4 protein-coding genes are annotated in these 3424 nt (G+C 73.5%); all 4 read right to left on the minus strand.

Annotated elements, in window-relative coordinates:
- Window positions 1-70 precede the first annotated feature (70 nt).
- A complete protein-coding gene (locus G3I19_RS35420; RefSeq protein ID WP_164267791.1) occupies window positions 71-490 on the minus strand; it encodes a PaaI family thioesterase in 420 nt (139 codons plus the stop codon).
- Between the two features lie 70 nt (window positions 491-560).
- Window positions 561-1748, minus strand: a complete 1188-nt coding sequence (locus G3I19_RS35425; RefSeq protein WP_164267792.1) for a cytochrome P450 — start codon at window positions 1746-1748, stop codon at window positions 561-563.
- 4 nt (window positions 1749-1752) lie between these two features.
- Window positions 1753-2436, minus strand: a complete 684-nt coding sequence (locus G3I19_RS35430; RefSeq protein WP_203601074.1) for a response regulator transcription factor — start codon at window positions 2434-2436, stop codon at window positions 1753-1755.
- Window positions 2424-3424, minus strand: a 1001-nt coding sequence (locus G3I19_RS35435) for a histidine kinase (protein ID WP_164267794.1), incomplete at its 5' end; no start/stop codon positions are given. The genes G3I19_RS35430 and G3I19_RS35435, both read right to left, overlap by 13 nt.

Here is a 3424-nt window from a genome sequence, read left to right on the forward strand (position 1 = left end):
CCGGTCCGCGCGGACGAGCTCGCCACCGGCTGAACCGGTACGCCCCGCGGGCGGCGCGGCCGGCGACCGGTCAGGACGGTGCGGCCGGGAGCACCGTCCCCTGCGCCACCGCGCACAGCACCTCGTCGCCGTCGTCGCGCACCATGACCAGATCGCAGCGGACGGTGGCCTGACGGCGCCCGGTGTGCACCACTTCGGCGCGGGCGACGAGCGTACGGCCCGCGCCGGGCCGTACGTACTGGATGGAGAAGCCACCGGTCAGCACGGCGGCCCCCAGCGTGGTCCCGGCCGCGAAGGTCAGCGCGTTGTCCGCCGCGTACGCCAGCACTCCCCCGTGCAGAAAGCCGTTCTGCTGGAGCAGTTCGTCGCGGACGTCCACCTCCAGGACGGCCGCCCCGTCGCCGAACGCGGTGACACGCGCCCTGAGGAGACGGCTGAACGGCTGCGCGTCCAGTGTCCGGCGGGCCAGCTCCAGGTCGAGTCCGCTCACCGTGCCGCTCCCCCTCGTCGTCGTTGTCCTTGTCGTTGCCCTCGCCGGGCGCCGGGCCGCGGGGCCGGCCTCACCAGCGCACCGGCAGCTTCCGCACCCCGTGCATCAGAAGTCCCGGAATCCACTGGTACGCCCCGGCGTCCTGGTCGAGCGCCAGCCCGGGGCAGCGTTCGAGCAGCGTACGGACGGCGATCCGGCCCTCCATCCTGGCGAGCGGTGCTCCCAGGCAGAAGTGGATGCCGTGCCCGAAGGCGAGGTGCCCTTGCGGGGCGCGCCGGATGTCGAACCGGTCGGCGTCCGGGAAGCGGGCCGGGTCGCGGTCGGCCGAGCCGAGCGAGACCAGCACGGGCTCGCCCGCCGCGATGTCGACGGAGCCGATCCGCAGCGGTCGCGCGGCATGGCGGTAGGTGGCGGTCTCGACCGGGCCGTCGTAGCGCAGCATTTCCTCGACAGCGCCGTCCAGCAGGCTCATGTCGGCGCGCAGCGCGGCCAGTTGCCCGGGGTGGTCGAGGAGTGCGCGCACCCCGTTGGAGATCAGGTTGACGGTGGTCTCATGACCGGCGACGAGCAACAGGAAGGCCATACCGACGAGTTCCTGCGCGGACAGCTGGTCGCCGTCCTCGTCGCGCGCCCGGATCAGCGCACTCAGCAGGTCGTCGCCCGGCTGCTTCCGCTTGGACTCGATGAGCGAGACGAGGTAGTCGCTCATCGCCTGCGCTGCCGCGCTCTCCCGGTCGCCGCCGGTCGGGCCGATCAGCTCGTTGGACCAGACCCGGAAGCTCGCCCGGTCCAGGTCGGGCACCCCGAACAGTTCGCAGATGACGGTCATCGGCAGCGGGAAGGCCAGCGAGTCGACCAGATCGGCCGTACGCTCCGGGGCCGCGAGCATCGCGTCCATGCAGGCGTCGGTGATCTGCTGCACACGCGGGCGCAGCGCCTGGACGCGGCGCGCGGTGAACTCCCGTACCACCAGCTTGCGCAGCCGGGTGTGCTGGGGCGGGTCGGTGTCCAGCATGTTGGTGAAGATGCCGGCCGACTCGTCCTGCCAGCCGTTGATCTGCCGGGAGTCCTTGATGAGCCGGGGGTCGTTGAGCGCGGCCCGCGCCTCTTCGTGGCCGACGACGAGCCAGACGCCCGCAGCGTCGGTCTCCTGGGTGCGGATGCGGTGCACCGGGCCGGCCGCGCGCATCTTCTCGTAGTACGGATAGGGATTCGCGTTGAAGTCTTCGGTGTCCTGCCGCAGATCAATCAGCGTCATCGCCTCAGCGTACGTCGCCGTCCCCGTCGAGGAAGCCCGCGTCGTGGACCAGCAGCGCGATCTGGACACGGTTGTTGAGGCCGAGCCGGGCCAGGATGCGTGACACCTGGGCCTTGACCGTGGGCACGCTCAGATAGAGGGTCCCGGCGATCGCCGCGTTGGACTCGCCGCGTCCGACGGCGACCGCCACCTCCCTCTCCCGGCCGGAGAGTTGGCCCAGCCGGGTACGGGCCCGCACCGCGCGGTCGTCGGCCGCGCCGCCCGCCGCATGGGCCATCAGCTGCCGGGTGACGGCGGGCGAGAGCACCGGATCACCGGCCGCCACCCGGCGGACCGCGGCGACGATCTCGGCGGGCGGGGTGTCCTTCAGGACGAACCCGGCCGCGCCAGCGCGCAGCGCACGGAGCACCTGTTCGTCGGCGTGGAAGGTGGTGAGCAGGACGACTTCGGGCGCACCGGCACCGCTCCGCAGCCGTTCGGTGGCCGTCAGCCCGTCCACGCCCGGCATCCGGATGTCCATCAGCACCACATCGGGGTGGACGGCGGCCACCAGCGCGGGCACCTCGGAGCCGTCCGCCGCCTCGCCGACGATCTCGATGCCGGCGGCGCCGCCGAGCATGAGGGCGAGCCCGGCGCGTACGAGGGGGTCGTCGTCCACGACGAGAAGCCTGATGGTCACCCGGGCCAGGGTAGCCAGGCGGCGAGCCGGAAGCCGCCGCCGCCCGTCGCGCCGTGGTCCAGACGTCCGCCCGCGAGGGTGGCCCGCTCGGTGAGCCCGATCAGCCCCTGGCCCGACCCCGGCACCTTCGGCACGTCCCCGGGCGGCGGCGGATTGCGTACCTCGACGGTCAGTCCGGCGCCGGGGCTGCCCGCGACGGTGACGGTGACGGCGGCCCCCGGCGCGTGTTTACGGGCGTTGGTGAGCCCTTCCTGGACGATGCGGTAGGCCGTGCGGCCGGTGGCGGCGGGGACGGTGGCGGGGTCCTCGACCTTGTTGTGCAGGGTGACCGACATCCCGGCCTGCCGGGACTCGGCGGTCAGGGCTTCGAGCGTCACCAGGGTGGGCTGCGGCCGGTTCTCCTCGCCGTCGCCCGGGGTCCTGAGCACCCCGATGATCTCGCGCAGGTCCTGGAGGGCCTCGTGCGCGCTGTCCCGGATGACCCCGGCGGCGCGTGCGACCTCGGGCGCGGGTGCGTCGGGGCGGAATTCCAGGGCGCCGGCGTGGACGCTGAGCAGGGTGAGCCGGTGGGCCAGTACGTCGTGCATCTCGCGGGCGATGGCCTCGCGGGCCAGCCGCTGGGCCTGTTCGGCGCGGAGGTCGGCCTCCGCCTCGGCACGGAGGGCGCGCTCGCGCAGCACCACGACGAGGCGGCGCCTGGAGCGCACGAACATGCCCCAGATGATCACCAGGAGGACCAGCACCGCGCCGTAGAGCGTCGAGCTGATCCAGGACATCGTGGGGTCGGGGCGCAGCGCGGCCTCCGCTCCCCCGGCGGCCACCGCAGCCACGCCCAGCACGAGGACCGGCCGGAGCGGGCGGTGCACGGCCAGGCTGAACAGCGCGACGAGCACCGCGCCTGCGCTGAGCGGAGCGAAGGCGCTGACCAGGACGAGCGCCGCGGCGAGCCCCACGGGCCAGCGTCTGCGCACCCAGAGCGCACAGCAGGCAGATCGGA

This window comes from Streptomyces sp. SID10853 (assembly GCF_010548145.1).
Lineage (GTDB): Bacteria > Actinomycetota > Actinomycetes > Streptomycetales > Streptomycetaceae > Streptomyces.